This window comes from Streptosporangium subroseum (assembly GCF_900188345.1).
Lineage (GTDB): Bacteria > Actinomycetota > Actinomycetes > Streptosporangiales > Streptosporangiaceae > Streptosporangium > Streptosporangium subroseum.
Window position 1 is genome coordinate 274,722 of the sequence record NZ_FZOD01000002.1, and the last position, 17,297, is coordinate 292,018.

General features: G+C 67.9%; 15 protein-coding genes and 1 pseudogene. 11 read left to right on the plus strand and 5 right to left on the minus strand.

Annotated features, from left to right (window positions below; translation table 11 throughout):
• Positions 1-64 precede the first annotated feature (64 nt).
• Positions 65-490 (plus strand): MarR family winged helix-turn-helix transcriptional regulator, encoded by a 426-nt coding sequence (locus tag CHC08_RS03240; protein WP_089205628.1) that lies wholly within the window; start codon positions 65-67, stop codon positions 488-490.
• Complete coding sequence (locus CHC08_RS03245; protein ID WP_089205629.1) at positions 487-837, plus strand: MmcQ/YjbR family DNA-binding protein; 351 nt, start codon at positions 487-489, stop codon at positions 835-837. The genes CHC08_RS03240 and CHC08_RS03245 overlap by 4 nt, the downstream gene beginning before the upstream one ends.
• 348 nt (positions 838-1,185) lie before the next feature.
• Here the strand turns inward: CHC08_RS03245 and CHC08_RS03250 are convergent, their stop codons facing one another.
• Positions 1,186-2,025 carry a helix-turn-helix domain-containing protein gene (locus tag CHC08_RS03250; RefSeq protein ID WP_218825099.1) on the minus strand — a complete coding sequence of 280 codons (840 nt, stop codon included), beginning with the start codon at positions 2,023-2,025 and terminating at the stop codon, positions 1,186-1,188.
• 685 nt (positions 2,026-2,710) lie between these two features.
• Between CHC08_RS03250 and CHC08_RS03255 the strand changes: the two genes are divergently transcribed.
• The 3 genes from CHC08_RS03255 (at position 2,711) to CHC08_RS03265 (ending at position 6,232) form a co-directional block, all read left to right on the plus strand.
• Positions 2,711-4,324: a sensor histidine kinase gene (locus CHC08_RS03255; RefSeq protein WP_179281857.1), complete on the plus strand. Its 1,614-nt coding sequence runs from the start codon at positions 2,711-2,713 to the stop codon at positions 4,322-4,324.
• A gap of 29 nt (positions 4,325-4,353) precedes the next feature.
• The gene (locus CHC08_RS03260) at positions 4,354-5,688 is read left to right on the plus strand and encodes a HAMP domain-containing sensor histidine kinase (RefSeq protein ID WP_179281858.1); all 1,335 of its coding nucleotides are present in this window, start codon (positions 4,354-4,356) and stop codon (positions 5,686-5,688) included.
• A 313-nt stretch (positions 5,689-6,001) separates the two neighbouring features.
• Positions 6,002-6,232, plus strand: coding sequence for an aldo/keto reductase (locus CHC08_RS03265; protein WP_089205632.1), 231 nt, complete (start codon positions 6,002-6,004; stop codon positions 6,230-6,232).
• A gap of 92 nt (positions 6,233-6,324) precedes the next feature.
• On the opposite strand, the gene CHC08_RS03270 is transcribed toward CHC08_RS03265, so the two are convergent.
• The 3 genes from CHC08_RS03270 to CHC08_RS03280 form a co-directional block, all read right to left on the minus strand.
• Positions 6,325-7,170, minus strand: coding sequence for a helix-turn-helix transcriptional regulator (locus CHC08_RS03270; RefSeq protein WP_089205633.1), 846 nt, complete (start codon positions 7,168-7,170; stop codon positions 6,325-6,327).
• A 159-nt stretch (positions 7,171-7,329) separates the two neighbouring features.
• Positions 7,330-8,394, minus strand: coding sequence for an MBL fold metallo-hydrolase (locus tag CHC08_RS03275; RefSeq protein ID WP_218825100.1), 1,065 nt, complete (start codon positions 8,392-8,394; stop codon positions 7,330-7,332).
• A gap of 63 nt (positions 8,395-8,457) precedes the next feature.
• Positions 8,458-9,405 (minus strand): NmrA/HSCARG family protein, encoded by a 948-nt coding sequence (locus tag CHC08_RS03280; RefSeq protein WP_089205635.1) that lies wholly within the window; start codon positions 9,403-9,405, stop codon positions 8,458-8,460.
• Between the two features lie 240 nt (positions 9,406-9,645).
• Between CHC08_RS03280 and CHC08_RS03285 the strand changes: the two are divergent.
• Positions 9,646-10,043 (plus strand): annotated as a pseudogene (locus CHC08_RS03285) (transposase); the annotation flags it as partial.
• Positions 10,044-10,212: 169 nt separating this feature from the next.
• Here the strand turns inward: CHC08_RS03285 and CHC08_RS03290 are convergent.
• Positions 10,213-11,157 carry a D-alanyl-D-alanine carboxypeptidase family protein gene (locus CHC08_RS03290; protein ID WP_245878093.1) on the minus strand — a complete coding sequence of 315 codons (945 nt, stop codon included), beginning with the start codon at positions 11,155-11,157 and terminating at the stop codon, positions 10,213-10,215.
• Between the two features lie 143 nt (positions 11,158-11,300).
• On the opposite strand from CHC08_RS03290, the gene CHC08_RS03295 reads away from it, so the two are divergent.
• From CHC08_RS03295 to CHC08_RS03315, 5 genes are all read left to right on the plus strand, one after another.
• Positions 11,301-12,476, plus strand: coding sequence for an LLM class flavin-dependent oxidoreductase (locus CHC08_RS03295; RefSeq protein ID WP_089205638.1), 1,176 nt, complete (start codon positions 11,301-11,303; stop codon positions 12,474-12,476).
• Between the two features lie 49 nt (positions 12,477-12,525).
• Positions 12,526-13,851 carry an NtaA/DmoA family FMN-dependent monooxygenase gene (locus CHC08_RS03300; protein ID WP_089205639.1) on the plus strand — a complete coding sequence of 442 codons (1,326 nt, stop codon included), beginning with the start codon at positions 12,526-12,528 and terminating at the stop codon, positions 13,849-13,851.
• Positions 13,852-13,900: 49 nt separating this feature from the next.
• The gene (locus CHC08_RS03305) at positions 13,901-15,004 is read left to right on the plus strand and encodes an LLM class flavin-dependent oxidoreductase (RefSeq protein ID WP_089205640.1); all 1,104 of its coding nucleotides are present in this window, start codon (positions 13,901-13,903) and stop codon (positions 15,002-15,004) included.
• Entirely contained in the window at positions 15,001-16,122 is a 1,122-nt protein-coding gene (locus tag CHC08_RS03310; protein WP_089205641.1) for an LLM class flavin-dependent oxidoreductase, read from the plus strand. Before CHC08_RS03305 ends, CHC08_RS03310 begins: the two co-directional genes overlap by 4 nt.
• Positions 16,123-16,403: 281 nt before the next feature.
• Entirely contained in the window at positions 16,404-17,234 is an 831-nt protein-coding gene (locus CHC08_RS03315; protein ID WP_245878094.1) for an ABC transporter permease, read from the plus strand.
• Positions 17,235-17,297 lie beyond the last annotated feature (63 nt).

The following is a 17,297-nucleotide window of genomic DNA, read 5'->3' on the forward strand; positions in this document are numbered from 1 at the left end:
CAGCAATTTCATTGTGCACGACCTAATTGCCCACAGTCAATTTTGGTATGCTTCCCCCGTGAAAATGTTGCTGGAGAATCAGCTCTGCTTCGATCTGCACGCCGCGTCGCGGGCGATGGACGGTGTCTACCGGGGGGCGCTGCGCGAGCTCGGCCTGACCTATCCGCAGTATCTGGCGATGATGGTGCTCTGGGAGCGTCAGCCGGTGACGGTCAAGGAGCTCGGGGAGGCTCTGCGACTCGACTCCGGGACGCTGTCGCCGCTGCTCAAGAGGCTGCAGGCGGCGGGGTTGGTAAGCAGGGAGCGCAGCGCCACCGACGAGCGTTCCGTGCTGGTACGGCTCACGCCGGAGGGTTCGGAGCTGAGGCAGCGGGCCCGCGAGGTTCCTCGCAAGATCTTCGAGGCCACCGGCCTCGATGCCGCCGAGGGCAGGGAGCTGCAGCTCACCCTGCGCCGCCTCACCGCCTCCCTCGACGGCGCGTCCCGATGATCACGGCCGACGACGTGCGCCGCGTGGCCATGGCGCTGCCCCGGACGGAGGAGAAGATCGTCAGGGACCGGGTGACGTTCCGGGTGGGGAGGATCGTCTACATCGGGATCTCGCCGGACGAGACCTCGATGGGCTTCGCCTTTCCCAAGGAGGAACGGCCCGCCCTGATCGCGGCCGAGCCCGAGAAGTTTCACATGCCCCGGCCCTCCGACGAGCGGTACAACTGGGTGCGGGTGTGGCTGGGCGCGATCGACGAGACCGAGATGCGCGAGCTCGTCGAGGACGCCTGGAGGATGGTCGTGCCCAAGCGCCTGCATTCGCTCCCAGGCCGGCACGCTACCCCTTGAGGTTCCTACAGGTCCATATGGGCGCGGTGGGATGCGCCCCGAGCCGGACAGAAGGGAAGGGCGCCCGGTTGTGGCCACCCCTGGCAGGATGCCCTCATGTGCACCCAGGCAGAGGTAAGGGCGTCTTTCTTGGCGTTGGAGAAGGCGATCGCTGGGCTGGAGAACGACGTCAAGGGGCCGGCCGCCGACGTTAAGGCGATGCGGTCGGATGAATAATCGGCACCCGCAATCTCAGGCCCCACGAGTGCCTGGCTCGTCCGACGGCTCACGTAGGCGGGCGACAACGCTGTCCTGTTCGTGCACGCGCCGATGTCTCGGCTGCACGGTCACCGGATGGGAGATGCGCATTCAGCCCTGGGCCGACGTGGAATCGCGCGCACGGTTCAGCGTGGCCAGGGCTTCTTCGGACGGGCTGCCCGGTTCGGGGGCCAGAACCAGAAGCTGCTGGCCGGGGGACCCGCTGACGTGGAAAGCGTCCCATCTCAGGCTCACCCGGCCGATGCGCGGGTGACACAATTCCTTGATCTCGTTGCGTCTGATCCGGACATCGTGGCGGCTCCACAAACGACGGAACTCCGCGCTGTGCGACGACAGCTCCTCAACCAGGCTGGTCAGGATCGGGTGCTCGTCATCGGCTCTCATCGCGGCGCGCAGAAAGGCCGTCTTGTAGGAGGCGGCCTTCTCCCAGTCCGCGTAAAGCTCCGGTGCCCCCTCGCTCAGAAAGATCATGCGCAGGCAGTTGTCTTTGCAGTCCAGATCCTCGAAAAGGGCGTCAACCAGCGGATTGGCGGCCAACACGTCGAGACAGTGACTGATCACGAATACCGGGGTGTCGGTCCACCCCCTCAAAAAGCGGGCCATGGCGGGATTGATCTGTTCTCTCTCGGTGATCACCGCGGGTGGCCGGGTGTGCGGGCGGGCAAGCTCGTAGAGGTATCTCGACGCGTCGGCGTCAAGCTGCAACGCCCGAGCGAGCGCCATCAGCACATGGTCGGACGGGTTCAGCTCGCGGCCCTGTTCCAGACGGGTGTAGTAGTCCGTGCTGATACCAGCCAGGAACGCGACCTCGTCACGGCGCAATCCCGGCGTGCGGCGGCGACCGTAAACCGGTAGATCGACTTCCTTGATGGTCACCAGTTCACGCCGAGCGCGCAAGTACTCGCCAAGGCGATTATCGATGTCCATCATGACATTTTATTTCGTAATTTTCACTGACCATGCCGGGCCTGAATGATTGAGCCGTAATTATTGCCAGGTCATATCAAGTAGTCCCCCGGATCGGGCAAAGACATGCAAGATCCACGGTGAATCATGTATTTCAGCCGGACCCACGGCGGGGAACCCCGCCCTTTATCTCTATCGCGGCCGGTGGAGAGAGGCATGGGTCAGTGGGATCGGCCATTAGACGACAGGCGATGACGGGCGGCACGGTGCGCGGCGGTAACACTCCGTCATGCCTGAACCCCAGGTGCGAGCAGCCCACAGCACGCTCGGCTTCCGCTGGACGAGACAGACCGAGCGGGTGGTAAGCATGCCGAGGCTGCCCGCCGTTCGGCGCACCTGCCGTCGGCTCAGCGGACATCCGTGCGTCATCGTGGCACCTCTTCTCCGCACAGGCCGAGGTAGCGAGCGATGTGACCTGCGTCATAGGTGCCGGGCCCCCATGTTAGCCACGCAGCTGGGCTGTAGCTTCTCGCCAGGGGCGGCGGAATCATTTCGGGGCGTTACTCCACGCTCGGATCAGATCACGATGGGTGATGCAAAGCCCCTCGGCTGAGGCGTCTCAGAGAGTGACAGCGTAAATCGCTGGCGACGACCTCAGACCTGTCAGAACCCCTCATCCCCCTCGAAGTTCCTCTCGAAAAGGATGGCGATGAACCTGCACAACAACTGGTCGATACTCTTATGGCGGCCGGCCACCCTGCTCACGTGGATGGTGGTGGCCGAAGGCCCCGCACACGTGTTGACCAACAGATCAGTGACCGGCATGTGGGATGGACTTCCACCCCACGAGGCGTCGGCCTCCACGAAGTTTCCTTGCAAAAGCATCGATGACAACGAATACCCACGAGGAGGAGGTGACCATCTCTCAAAGGCCGGGCCGCCGCCTTCCCCGTCCTCGGCGACAAACTCCTCCGACCGACTCCGTCTCAGTTCCTCATGGGAAACCCACAATCCCGCCGGAGGGCCGCCGACCGGCTCGATAGTCCGCAAGAGCGGCCTCCGGCATCACCTGCGTCTGCTGCATCCGAACCGTGCGCGCCAGCCGGCTCGCATGAAACCACCGGTTTGGCACCAGTGCAGGCCGCACTCGATCCGAGGCCAGATCACCGTGCTGGCGGGTGTCATGGTCGCCCTCACCCTTGTCACCGCTGGGGCGGGGATGTATTCGATGACCCAGCCCGGCACCACCCGTTCGCGAAACGGCCTTCATCAGGCCGCCCTGGTGACCGACGACGTCCACCCGGGACCGGCAGCCGGCCACTCGGGGCCACGTGTCCGCGACGTCCGCCTGGCCGGGATCACGGCACCGGGCCTCGCGGATTTCGGACGGCCTGACCCCCTCCAGCTGATCATGGCGCTTGAGTGCGCCGGGCTGATCGCCTTAGCCATGTGGGTCACCTGGAAGACGACCGGCAAACTACTGCGCCCCGTGGAGGTCGTCAGCGCCGAACTCGCCATGGTCGACCTCAGCGCCTTACCCGCTCGCACCTCCGAACCGCGAAACGCACGAGAGATCACCCGCCTGTGTCACTCGATCAACAACCTTCTCGAACGCCTGCATGAGACCAAGCAGGAAATCGAGGAGATCGGGGACCGCCGCCGGCAGAGCGTCTCTGACCTCGCCCACGAGCTGCGCAATCCCATCGCAGGATTGCGGGTACAGCTGGAAGAGGCGCAAAAGGATCCCGGCCGGGTCCAGCTGCCCGAATTGCTCAGCACGACCTTGAACCAGGTCAATCGGCTTCAAGCGATCATCGATGACATCCTGTTCCTGGCTCGCATGAAGACCTGTCCACCCACCGAGCGGCAGCAACTCGATCTCGCGGTGCTCGTCCAGATTGAGATCGCTCAACGGTCCGATCGCCACAGAGTAGGGCTTCAGCTCACACACGGCACCACCGTCACCGCCGTGCCGTCCCAGATCCGCCGGCTGCTTGCCAACCTGTTGGACAATGCCCAGAGACACTCCAGGCATTTCGTGTGCGTCGAGGTGTGCGCCACCCATGCCATCGTCGAGCTCGCGGTCAGCGACGACGGACCGGGAATAGCCGAGGCCGACCGAGAACGGGTGTTCCACCGTTTCACCCGGCTGGACGACGCCCGCCGGCTCGACCACAACGGCACCGGCCTCGGCCTGGCCATCGCCCGCGACATCGCCCACGCACATCACGGCACCCTCAGCGCCGAAGAGAGCACCACCGGCGGATCACGTTTCATCCTTCGGCTTCCCCACGTCCGACCAGGTGAAATGGGGTCTTTATGAGGCTGAAGCATTCTTCGCTCAGACGCCGCGTGACGCTGTACACCGGCATGGCGGTGGGTGCGCTCTGCATCGTGTTCGCCACCGTCTTGTTGTTCGTCTTGAACGAGATGGCTACCCAGAACCTCACCGCAGAGGTCACCGCCCTGGGTGAGATAACGGCGTACAACGTCGGCCGGGGCGTGTTCGTCAATCCGCTTCCGCCTGTCTCAAAGAATTTGATCCACCCCGTGCAGGTCGTCGATCCGCACGGAAGGGTTGTGGCGGCAACCAGAGATTTGCAGCACAGGCCTGTCATGGCGCATTTCACGTCCAAGACATCGCACCAAGGGGCAAGCGAAGTCGTCTGCCATTCGGTCTTCCCAACCGGCAGTTGCCACATCGTCGTCGCGCACCAGGTGTATCGCGACGGCGACTGGACCATCTACAGCGCCGCACCGACGCTGCCGTTCTACGTCTACCCGAGCGTGATAGCCATTTTGACCGCGGGAGCGGTCATCTTCACGATTGCGATGGCCTACGGGGCGCGGCGCACCGTGACGACATCTCTCAAGCCGGTGGACACCATCCGGGCTCAACTGGATCACATCAAGAGCCACAACCTGGGCTGCCGGGTGCCGGTCTCCGGGGCCAAGGACGAGATTCACCGGCTGGCCTGCAGCGTCAACCAGACGCTGGACCGGCTGGAGGACACGCTGGGACAGCAACGGCGATTCTGCGCCGACGCCTCTCACGAACTGCGCACTCCAATCGCCGCCATCCGCGTCCAGATGGAGGACGCCTTCCTGGCGCCGAAGGAGGTCGATACAGCCCAACTGTGCAACGCCGTACTTCCGAGCGTCGAGCGGCTCCAGTCGATCACATCTGACCTGCTGACGCTCACACGACTGGACGCCGGCACACCGTGCGAGCGACACCCGGTGGATCTGGAAGAGCTCGTCGCCACGGAGCTGAGTGGTCACCAGATCAACAAGAAGGTCGTCCAAAACCTGACCCCCGGCGTCACGGTGATGGGGCATCGATCACTCCTGGGCCGATTGATCGGCAATCTGGTCCAGAACGCTCAGCGATACGCCTCATCCACGGTGACAATCACCGTAGAGCGAGAGGAAGGCGACCCAGAATACCCGGAGGGCGTCGCGCGGCTCGAGGTCCTCGACGACGGCGCCGGAATCGTCGCCGACCAGCGAGAAGCGGTGTTCCAGCGGTTCACCCGCCTGGACACCGCCCGGAGCAGGGACGCCGGAGGCGTCGGCCTCGGCCTGCCCATCGCCCGGCAGATCGCCGAGAACCACGGCGGCGCGCTGACCGTCCAGGACAGCGATCAAGGCGCGCGCTTCGTCGTCCGCCTCCCGCTGTACTCGTAGGCCGTTTCGTGTCCGGCGGTCAAGCACGGCCTTGACCAATCGCGCGGGCTCGGAGGGGACACGCCTACCCTCGGCAGCTTCTGGATCTGGGGGCCGTCGGACGAGCCAGGCACTTGTCGGGCCTGGATGCCGACTGCGCCGGCTGGAAGCGTTGAGTTGAGTCGGCCGATGAGCGCCATCCGAAACGGCGCAGGTCACACTTGACATGACGTTTCAAGCAGGCGAGCCGGCCGTACATCAGTGGAGCCCGAGCCGTCCGACCGTGCTTGAGGAACTGGCCGCGAACTGAACGCCATTTTGTGGGCGGTCACCGGTGGACCGCCCACGGCGGGTCATCTTCGACAACCCGACCGTGATCCGGCTTGCCCGCGAGTACGGTGCCACACCGGCCCAGATCGCCTTGTCCTGGCTCGCCGGGCTCTCCGAGAACGTGCTGCTGATCCCCGGTACGGCGTCGCTTCAGCATCTGCGGGAAAACGTCACCGTCGAACGCATCGAACTCGACGATGACGCCATGGGCCAACTCGATGCAGCCTTCTCTTGAGTCGTCCGTGGCCTACCGCGTCACGTCCACGGTTCCAGCTCCCCTTCGCAAACAGGCCGACCGGCATGAAGCCCCGCGGCGGCATCCGTCGTTCATCGTGATGTCATGTCCTGGGTGCCGACCACGGAGAGCAGCCGGAGCGCGTTGTGGGAGAGGCTGCCGCGTTCGGCGGTGAAGCAGACGAGGTACTGGTCGCGCATGGGGACGGCCAGAGTGTCGCAGTTGAGCTGCAGCGTGCCGACCACAGGGTGCTGCATGATCTTGTGGTGATGGGAGCCGCTCTCGACGTGGTGGTCGTCCCACATCTCGGCGAACTCGGCGCTGTGCTTGTGCAGCGTGTTGACCATGGTGCGGATCTGTGGGTCGGTGGGGTAGCGGCCCGCGGCGACGCGGAGCTGGCCGACCGCAAGCCGGCCGAACTCCTCGGCGCCGGTCATGCCGTAGTGCCGGGCGTCGGGGTCGGGGTGGAGGAAGTGGCGGTAGATGAGGTTGCGGCGGGCCGGTGGCACGGCGGAGAAGTCCTCGAACAGCGCGGCGGCGAGCGGGTTCCAGGCGATGACGTCGTAGCGGGCGTTGACCACGAACGCCGCGATGTCGGTCATGTGCTCCAGCAGGTTCAGCACCGTCGCCGGCACGTCCGAGCGTGGTCCGGTCGGCGACTCCGGGGCGACGCCGGCGAGTTCGAAGAGGTGGACGCGTTCGTTCGTGCTGAGGCGCAGGGCGCGGGCCAGCTCGCTCAGGATCCGCCGGGAGGGGCGGGATCCGCGGGCCTGTTCCAGGCGTGCGTAGTACTCGACGGAGATGTGCGCGAGCCCGGCGACCTCTTCGCGGCGCAGCCCGGGTGTGCGCCGTGCGGTGCCGGCCGGCAGGCCGACGTCCTGGGGTTGCAGCCGCTCCCGCATGGTGCGCAGGAATTCGGCCAGGTCGTTGTGGTCCATATATGCCAGTATCGTCCTTGTCGCGAACGTTGCCAGGCACAGACTGTGCGTGGATGACCCAGAGGTCAGCAGCTAGACGTGACCGAAGTCGATCCGCAGCACGCCTCGGGGTCGCCGGCGTACCGGCAAGTCCGAGGCGTCCGCGGCTTAGCCGACACGTCACGGATGGATCTGTGAGCCGAAGCCGAGGTCGAGGCGGATCGACTCCAGGATGACGAGAGTGCTGCTGGCGGTGAACACGTCCGCTGCGGCCAGCACTCCGGTGTACTTCGCGACGACCGGTGCGGCGGCGTAGTCGGTCACCGCGTCCAGGTACGTCTTCACCGCGGCCCAGGCGTTCGCGCCGTACTTGGCGAAGTACGGCGTCGGGTCGACCGTGGCGAGGGCGGTGCGCGCACTCTCGGCGATGTCCGTGACGTACTGCTGGTGCAAGATCACGTCCTTGCGGTTGCCGAGCCGGCCCAGGTGCCCGGCGATGTAGTGCTTCCACGGGTAAGACAGGGCGGTGGCCGGAGCGGCCATGAAGCCGGGGATGTCCTCGCTGAGGTTGAGGTTGTAGATGGGCACCCAGCCGGGCAGCGCGACGTCGACGAGCATCAGCGTGTCGTGGTCGGGCAGGTGGATGTAGATGTTGTCCGGGCTGTGGTTGGTGCCGTGCCAGGCCAGCTTGATGCGTTGCCCGCCGACGCGCAGCATGTAGTCGTCCTTGAAGGTGACGTCTGGGGCGGGCCGGGCCGGGTCGTTGTCGCGCAGCAGCAGCCGCCTGGTCTCGGCGTGGCCAATCCGCACGACGTTGCGGCCGAAGAGCGAGGACGCGCCCAAGTGGTCGGCGTGGTGATGCGAGTAGACCAGGTGCGTCACCTTGTTGGAAACGCCGTTGGCAGCGGCGATCTGGTCGATGGCCCGCTGCAGGTTGTGCCCGATGGTCGGGGGTGCGTCGAACAGCACAACGCCGTCGTGGGTGGTCAGGAACGCCGCCTGGTACGTGCCGTCGGTGACCCAGTACAGGTTCCGCTCCACCCGCCCGACATAGTAGCCCTGCTCGTTGAGGGTGGGGCCGAGCGCCGACGGTGGGACGGGCGCGTAGTCGGGCAGGGTGGTCTCGGCCGCCGCGGGTTCGGCCAGAATGCCGCCCGCGAGCGCCGCGATCGACGGTACGGCCATGACGGCGGCGGTGCGGGCGAGGAACGACCGCCGGCTCGAGGAGTGGTCGGATGCGGACATGGTTGTCTCCATTGAAGGGTGAAGAGTGAGCCGTGGACCGCCCGCGGGGGCGGTCCGGTGATCTCAGCCGACGGTGAGGGCGTCCTTGTGAGCGGCCAGCCAGTCGCGGAAGGTCTGCAGACCCGGGTGCAGGTCCCGGACGAGGCCCAGGTCACGGGCGCCGGTGAAGGTGTCGGCGGCCTCGGTGTAGTACTGGAACATGTTGCCGATCTCCGCGGCGGCGGGAATGCCCAGCGCGCGGAACTGGTCGTGGGTCAGCGGCCGGTAGGCCACCGGCTCGCCGTGCAGCTCGGCGAACGCCGCGGCCAGGTGCTCGCCGGTCAGGTGCTCGCCGGCGATGCTGACCGTCGCGCCGATGAACTCCTCGCCACGGGCGAAGATCGCCAGTGCGACCCGGCCGATGTCCTCGGCGGCGATCCCCGCCAACGCGCTGTCACCCATCGGCAGGGTCAGCACCAGGCGGCCGGTGTCGTCGCGGCCGGGGGCGAAGCCCTGCAGGAACGCCTCCCAGTAGAAGGTGGTGCGCAGCAACGTCGTCGGCACGCCGAGGTCGACGAAGAACCGGTCCGCCTCAGCCTTCGCGTCGAAGTGCGGAACGGTGTAGGACCCCTCGAGTACCGGCACCCGCGCGTCGGTGACCGGGATGTGGGCGCGGGTGTCCTCCAGCGTCGACCAGATGACGTGCCGCAGCCCGGCGTCCTTCGCTGCCCGCGCCGCGTTGCGGGCCTGGGCCAGCTCCGTCTCGGCGGACATGCCCTCCCAGTAGTTCGTCACCACGTACGCGCCGTGCGCGCCGGCGAACGCCCGGCGCAGGCCGGCCTCGTCGCCGAGGTCGGCCTCGACCACCTCGGCGCCACGACCGACCAGCGCACGAGCCTTGTCCGAGTCTGTGCGGCGGGTGATCGCGCGGACCGCGAACGGGCCATCCGGGTCCTCCAGGATCGCGCTCGCCAATCCGCCACCCTGCGCACCCGTGGCCCCGACCACCGCGATGATCTTCTTCTCGGACATCTTCGGTCACTCCATATCCTGTCAATGTGACGGGCTCTTTTGCCCTGTCACGACTCGATTGTGCGAGCGCACCGGAGGGGCAACCAGGCACGGATTGGGCGAGGCTCATCGCAACATGATCAACAAGGCGGGCTCGGGGTAAATCGCCCGGGTTAGGTGGAGACTCGTTTCCCCGAGAGGATCGAGTTCACGGCACCGAAGTCTCCCTACCCCGCTGAACTGTGCAAACGTGCGGTGCGGATGGTCGCCGAGGCCCGGCCGGATTACCCGACCGAGTGGGCCGCGATCAACGCGGTCGCCGCGAAGCTCGGTATCGGCACCGCCGAGACGTTGCGCAAGTGGATCCGCCAGGCCCAGATCGACGAAGGAGTGTGGCCCGGGACGACCAGCGATGAGTCGGCCGAGCTGAAGAAGCTGAGCCGCGAGAACGCCGAGCTGCGCCGGGTCAATGACATCCTGAAGGCCGTCTCGGCTTTTTTCGCGGCCGAGCTCGACCGGCCACACACGCACTCGTGACCTTCATCGACGAACACGCCGCCGTGTTCGGAGTCGAGCCGATCTGCCGTGTCCTGACCGAGCGCGGCTGCGCGATCTGTCCCAGCACCTACTACGCCGCCAGGTCCCGGCCGCCCCACCGATCGGGTCAACCGGGACTTCACCGCCGCCCGGCCCAATACCGTCTGGGTCGCCGATTTCACCTATGTGGCCACCTGGTGCGGCCCTTCCCGTCCCAGGAAGCCCCGCTGGGATGGCCCCGGGTCCGGGAGACGCGGCCTTCCGGATTCGGAGGGTCTCGCCGGTGGACCTTCAGGAGGTCCCGTCGAGATAGACCTCCCGGGCCAGTTTTGTCACCTGGGCGGTGGAGCGTTGCCAGGTGGTCGACGAGGGGTGGGCGGTGAGCAGGACCATGATCCAGCGCTCCTTCGGGCCGACGAGCCCGGTGGTGTGCAGCACCGGGTGGCCGTAGTCGGGGACCGGGCCGGTGGCGGCGGGTGTGAACAGGGCCGGGGTCGTGGAGAGCTCCGCGGCGGTGGCGATCGGCGTGGCGGGGAGTCCTGCGGGGGCGGTGGACGCCGCGGGCGCGGAGGTGTCCGACGTGGACTTGAAGATGGTCTTCCTGCACCGGCCGGGAGGCGTCGAGCCGTACCCCGACCAGCCCTGCTTGACCGCCCACGGGCCACGGACCCCGCGTGGGATCCCGAAGAACTGGTCGAAGCCGTCGGCGCCGCACTGCCCGGCTTCGCGCAGGTGACCCAGGATCAGGCCACTGACCCGGGGGTCGGCGCGGTCGAGCAGGTAGCGGTAGGTCTTGGTGATGTCCAGCGCGCTGATCGAGGTGTAGCCCCAGTAACCCGGCCAGCCGGCGGGCGGGGGAGTGGTGTCGGTCAGCTGCAGCTTGCGCGCCGTCCGTTCGATGATCTTTCCCTGGCCACCTCGGTTCCAGAAGGAGGTCGCCGCGTTGTCGTCGCTGACCCGCAGCATCGCCTTGAGCAGCGCGAGGTTGCTCGTGGAGACGCTCTTGTGCGCCTCCAGGTAGTCGATCGCGATGAGGATCTTCACCACCGACGCGGAGCGGAACTTCCGGTGCGCGTAGCGGTTCGAGGTGATCTTCCCCGTCTGGCGGTCGAAGACCACGTACCCGGCGGTGACCCCCGCGGGGACCTGCGGCGTGCCGGAGGCGGCGGCGGAGACCGGTCCGGTGGCCGCCAGGAGGGGGATGGCTGTCGCGAGGATCGTCAGGAAGCGCTTCACCCGCAAATGCCTACCAGATCCGGGCGGGTCCCGTGGGGTGCGCCGGGTGATCGAGCGGATCCAGCCGGTCGGCGACCGTTAATCCCCGCCCTAAAACCAACTAAACATGTAGAGATTATGGGGTTTGGTGGTATTATTGAAACATGTCGGCAGCTTCTCTCCATCTCGCCGTTGCTCTCGACGGCGCCGGATGGCATCCGGCGGCCTGGCGTGACCCCGCCGCCCTTCCGAAAGACCTGTTCACCGCCGCCTACTGGGCAGGGCTGGTAACCGAGGCCGAGCACGGTCTGCTCGACTTCGTCACCATCGAGGATTCCCTCGCCCTGCAGAGCACCCGCCTGGAAGGCCCCGACGGACGCGTCGACCAGGTGCGCGGGCGCTTCGACGCCGCCCTCGTCGCCTCACGGATCGCGCCGCTGACCAGCAGGATCGGGCTGGTTCCGACGATCACGACGACGCACACCGAGCCCTTCCACGTGGCCAGCGCCCTGGCCACCCTCGACTACGTCAGCGGCGGGCGGGCCGGATGGCGCGCCCAGGTCTCGGGGCGCAGCACCGAGGCCGCCCACTTCGGCCGCCGGGACATTCCCGGGCTGCGGCTGGAGAGCCTCGACGACCCCGAGACGGTCCGCCTCATCCGCGAGCTGTTCGACGAGGCCGCGGACGCCGTCGAGGTGGTGCGCCGCCTCTGGGACAGCTGGGAGGACGACGCGGTCATCCGTGACGTGCCCACCGGCCGCTTCATCGACCGCGACCGGCTGCACTACATCGACTTCGAGGGATCGCGATTCAGCGTCAAGGGGCCTTCCATCGTCCCGCGGCCACCCCAGGGGCAGCCGCTGGTCACCGCGCTGGCCCACGCCCGGGTGCCGTACGAGTTCGCCGCGCGCAGCGCCGACGTCGTCTACATCACGCCGCACGACGCCGAACAGGCGCGCGCTATCGTGGAAGAGGTCCGGGGGTTCGGCAACGACGTGCTGAAGATCTTCGCTGACCTGGTCGTCTACGTGGGCGAGGACGCCCGCGAGCGCAAGGCCCGGCTCGACGAGCTCGACGGCGCCGACCACGCCTCCGACGCCGCGATCTTCACCGGCACGCCCGGGGAGCTCGCCGATCTGATCCTGGACTGGCGCCGAGCCGGTCTGGACGGGTTCCGGCTGCGCCCCGCCGTACTGCCGGCCGATCTCGGCGCCATCACCAGGGGACTGGTGCCGGAGTTGCAGCGACGCGGTGTCTTCCGCACCGCGTACGAGGCGGCCACGCTCCGCGGTCACCTCGGACTGCCCCGTCCGGCCGGTCGTTACGCGGGGAGCCGCTGATGATCACTCCCGGTTCGAAGTCCGGTGTCTCCACGCTCAAGGAGATTCGATGAAGCAGGTCATCCTCGCAGCCCACTTCCCGGGCGTGAACAACCACACGGTCTGGAGCGATCCAGCCTCGGGCAGCCAGATCGACTTCGCCGCGTTCGCCCATCTCGCGCGGACCGCCGAACGCGGCAAATTCGACTTCTTCTTCCTGGCGGACGGCCAGCGGCTGCGCGAGCAGCGCGGCAGGATCCACGATCTCGACGTGGTCGGCCGCCCCGACGCGCTCACCGTGCTCGCCGCCCTGGCCGCGGTGACCGACCACCTCGGCCTGGCCGCGACGATCAATGCCACCTTCAACGAGCCCTACGAGGTGGCCCGCAAGCTGGCCACCCTCGACCACCTGTCCGGTGGCCGGGCCGGCTGGAACATCGTCACCTCCTCCGACGCGTTCACCGGGGAGAACTTCCGCCGGGGCGGCTTTCTGGACTACTCCCAGCGCTACGAGCGCGCCGAGGAGTTCCTGCGGACCGCCCGCGAGCTCTGGGACTCCTGGGCCGAGGAGGATCTCGTCGCCGACCCCGTCGCCGGCACGTTCGCCGCGGAGGGCGCGGGGGCGTTCGCCCATCACGGCGCCCAGTTCGACATCGGCGGCCACTTCACCGTGCCGCGCAGCCCGCAGCGCTACCCGCTGACCATCCAGGCGGGCGACTCCGAGGAGGGCCGGGAGTTCGCCGCCTCCACCGCCGACGCCATCTTCTCCCGGCACAGCACGCTGGAGGCCGGTCAGGCCTTCTACCGCGACATCAAGTCCAGGCTCGCCGGGCACGGCCGGTCCCCGGACTCCCTGAAGATCCTGCCCGGGGTCACGTTCGCGCTCGGCGACACCGACGCCGAGGCCCAGGAGAACGCCGACCACATCCGCCGCCAGCAGGTCAGCCCGCAGACCGCGATCCTGCTGCTGGAACAGCTGTGGAACCGCGACCTGTCGTCCTACGACGCCGACGGCCCGCTGCCGGCGATCGACCCGGACGTCTCGGAAGACTCGATCATCAAGGGCCGCGCCCGGATGTACCGGGATCCACTGAAGACGGCCGCGGAGTGGCGGGCCCTGGCCGAGGCGAAACGGCTCGGCATCCGCGACCTGATCATCGAGGTCACCGGCAGGCAGTCCTTCATCGGCTCGCCCGCGCGGGTCGCCGAGGAGATCAACGAGTTCGTGCAGACCGACGCCGCCGACGGCTTCATCCTGGTGCCGCACCTCACTCCGGCCGGTCTGGACGGCTTCGTGGACAAGGTCGTGCCGCTGCTGCAGGAACGCGGGGTCTTCCGCGCCGAATACGAGACGAACACGCTACGCGGCCATCTGGGGCTGGAGAACGACCTGTGACCTCCTTTCCGGGGCCAGAACCCGAGGTCTCCACGCTCAAGGAGGTTCGATGAAATTCCTTGCCATCACCCTTATCGTGCACGGGCCGAACCCGATCACCGGTGAGCTGAAGTCCACCAACGCGCGCCTGCGCGAGGTCGTGGAGAACGCGGTCCTGGCCGAGGAGCTCGGCTTTGACGGCTACGGCGTCGGAGAGCGGCACGAGCGCCCGTTCATCTCCTCCTCCCCGCCGGTCGTGCTGAGCCACATCGCCGCCAGGACGTCCACGATCAAGCTGTTCACCGCGGTCACCACGCTGAGCCTGCTCGACCCGGTCCGCGCCTACGAGGACTACGCCACCCTCGACCACCTGTCCGACGGCCGCCTGGAGCTGATCATCGGCAAGGGGAACGGCGCCGCGCAGGCCCAGCTCTTCCACGTGACCGCCGAGGACCAGTGGGACCGCAACCGGGAGGGCTACGAGCTGTTCCGCCGCCTGTGGCGGGAGGACAAGGTGACCTGGTCCGGTAGGTTCCGGCCCTCCCTGGACGAGGCCGAGACCTGGCCGCGCCCGCTGCAGCAGCCGATCCGCGTCTGGCACGGCAGCGCCACCAGCAGGGATTCGGTGGACCTCGCCGCGCAGTACGGTGACCCGCTCTTCTCCGCCAACGTCAGCAACCCGATCGAGCCCTACGCCGAGCTGATCCGCCACTACCGGGAACGCTGGGAGTTCTACGGCCACGACCCGGCGGACGCCCTGGTCGGCGCGGGCAGCGCGGGCTTCTACACCGCCAGGACCTCGCAGGAGGCGATCGAGACCTACCGGCCGATCTTCAACGCCCGGCTGGAGCTGTTCAGGAAGGTCGGCGTGACCCCCGTCTTCCACACGCTGGAGGACGCGATCGAGCGCAGCTCGATCCTGGTCGGCAGCCCACAGCAGATCATCGACAAGGTTCACCGTTATCACGCGGCGTTCGGGCACGAGGTCATGCACCTGCAGGCCGACGCGGACGGCCTGACCGACAAGCAGCACCGGGCCGGGCTCGAGCTCTTCCAGGCCGAGATCGCCCCCGTACTGCGCCGGGAGATTCCCAGCAGGCCCTTTCCCCGCCCCGGGGACCCGCAGCCCGCGAGCCCGCGGCCCGCGAACGCGCAGCACGGGAGGCAGTCATGACATCCCTGTCGATCCTGGATCTGGCACCCATCCCCTCCGGGGGCACGGCCGGCGACGCGCTGCGCAACACCCTGGACCTGGCCAGGCGCGCGGAGGCGTTCGGCTACCACCGCTACTGGGTGGCCGAGCACCACTTCGCCCCCGGCGTCGCGAGCGCGGCCCCCTCCGTGCTGATCGCCCTGGTGGCCGCGGCGACCAGCACGATCAGGGTCGGCGCGGGGGCCGTGCAGCTCGGGCACCAGACCGCGCTGGCCGTCGTCGAGCAGTTCGGCCTGATCGACGCCCTGTATCCGGGCCGTATCGACCTCGGCCTCGGCCGGTCGGGCCAGCGCAGGACCGAGCTCGCGGAGCTCGCGAAGAAGACCCCGCCGCCGCCCAAGCCCGCCAGGGTCGTGGATGGACTGCTCATCCCGGAGGGGTTCTCCTTCGCCGCGCTCGCCGCGTCGCCGCTCTTCGCGCTGTACGGCTCGCTGCTGCAGCAGCCGGGTGCGGAGAGCCCCGACTTCGCCGATCAGGTGGACGACATCGTCGCGCTGCTGGCCGGGACCTACCGGTCCGCCGAGGGGCTGGCCGCGCATGCCGTACCGGGCGAGGGCGCGAACCTGGAGCTGTGGGTGCTGGGCAGCAGCGGCGGGCAGAGCGCGCAGGTGGCGGGGGAGCGCGGGCTGCCGTTCGCCGCGAACTACCACGTCAGCCCGTCCACCGTGCTGGAGGCGGCCGACGCCTACCGGGCGGCCTTCAAGCCCTCGAAGACCCTGGCCTCGCCCCACCTGATCGTCTCCGCCGACGTGGTCGTGGCCGAGGACGAGGACACGGCCCGCGAGCTCGCCTCGCCGTACGGGCTGTGGGTGCGCAGCATCCGCACCGGCGCGGGCGCGATGCCGTTCCCGACGCCGGAGGAGGCCGCCGCCCACGAGTGGACCGAGGAGGACCGCACCCTGGTGGCCGACCGGCTGGACACCCAGTTCGTCGGCTCGCCGCGGACGGTGGCCGAGAAGTTGCGCGTCCTGCGCGACGCCACCGGCGCCGACGAGCTGCTCGTCACCACCATCACCCACGACCACGCGGACCGGGTCCGCTCCTTCGAGCTCCTCGCGGAGGAGTGGCGGAGGAGCTGATCGCTCGGGGCATGTCCTGCCGGACGGGTCCCGACGTCGCCGTGCCCCGTCCGGCAGGATCGGGCACGGCGGCCAGGGGCGGCCCCATTCGGGCAGGGCATCCGGCGAGGGAACCGGGCGGTGGCCGCCGGCCGTCCGGCACCTCGGGCGTGCCCGGTGATGAAGGCGGCGGCGCCGGTGGGCAGGCGACGACCCGAATAACATGTATTACCGATTGACTTTGTAGGTTATATATCTGAAGATGGGCGAGACCCAGTCTCCAGCCGTGAATGAGGTCTCTCGTGTCCGCTCCCGTCGTCGACGTGGGGGTGCGGCGCCGGGCCGTACGGGCGCAGCCACGCGTTCCCCGGCCGTTCGCCGCCGCCTGGAAACGCCTGCTCAGCCCGCTGGTCATCGTTGTGCTCTGGCAGATCGCCAGCAGTACCGGCCTGCTCCCCGAACGTCTCCTCGCCTCACCCGTCAAGATCGTCACCACCGCCACCGACCTGATCCAGACGGGCGTCCTGCCCGAGGCGATCGTGGTCTCGCTGCAGCGCGCGGCGATCGGCTTCACCCTCGGCGCACTGGCCGGAATAGGCCTGGCACTCATCGCCGGGCTCAGCCGGGTGGGGGAGAACACGGTGGACCCGCTCCTGCAGATGCTGCGGGCACTGCCGCTGTTCGGCCTGATCCCGCTGTTCATCCTCTGGTTCGGGATCGGCGAGACGCCGAAGGTCGCGCTGGTCGCCCTCGGCGTGGTCTTCCCGCTCTATCTCAACACGTTCGCCGGGATCCGCGGCGTGGACGGCAAGCTCGGAGAGCTGGCCCAGGTGCTGCGGCTGCGCCGCTCGGCGATGATCGCCCATATCGTGCTGCCCGGCGCGCTGCCCCAGACCCTCGTCGGCCTGCGGCAGAGCCTGGGCGTCGCCTGGCTGGCACTGATCGTGGCCGAACAGATCAACGCGGACGCGGGTCTCGGCTACATGATCAACGACGCCCGTGAATTCCTGCGCACCGATGTGATCGTCGTCGGCCTCATCGTCTACGCGATCTTCGGCCTGCTCACCGACTCGCTGGTGCGCCTACTGGAGAGGAGGGCCCTGTCGTGGCGACAGAGCTTCCTGTCATCGTGACCTCGGACCTGGAGACGGCCACCTCGGGTTCCGAGACCGCCACGCCCAGGGATTCCAGCAGGG